Genomic DNA, 257 nt, shown 5'->3' on the forward strand with positions numbered 1-257 from the left:
GTGGTGATGGCGACGTTCTGGCTCCACAGTGTCTCCAGATGGAGATCCGCCTTCACGCCGTGCACGCCAATATTGGCAATCACGCCGCCCGGTGCAACAAGATCCTGGCACAGCTCGAACGTGGCAGGCACGCCCACCGCCTCGATCGCGCAATCCACGCCCACGCCATCCGTCAGCTTCTTGACCGCGGCAACCGCATCTTCACTGGTGACGTTGATGCACGCACTCGCGCCCAGCCGACTCGCCACCTCCAGGCG

The 257-nt window shown here is 64.2% G+C and carries 1 protein-coding gene; it reads right to left on the reverse strand.

All coding sequences use genetic code 11. From position 1 onward, the window contains the following. On the reverse strand, window positions 1–257 hold a 257-nt coding region (locus RVY79_RS20445), incomplete at both ends, for a zinc-binding dehydrogenase (RefSeq protein WP_317466419.1).

Source organism: Chromohalobacter sp. HP20-39, from assembly GCF_033052815.1.
GTDB lineage: Bacteria > Pseudomonadota > Gammaproteobacteria > Pseudomonadales > Halomonadaceae > Chromohalobacter.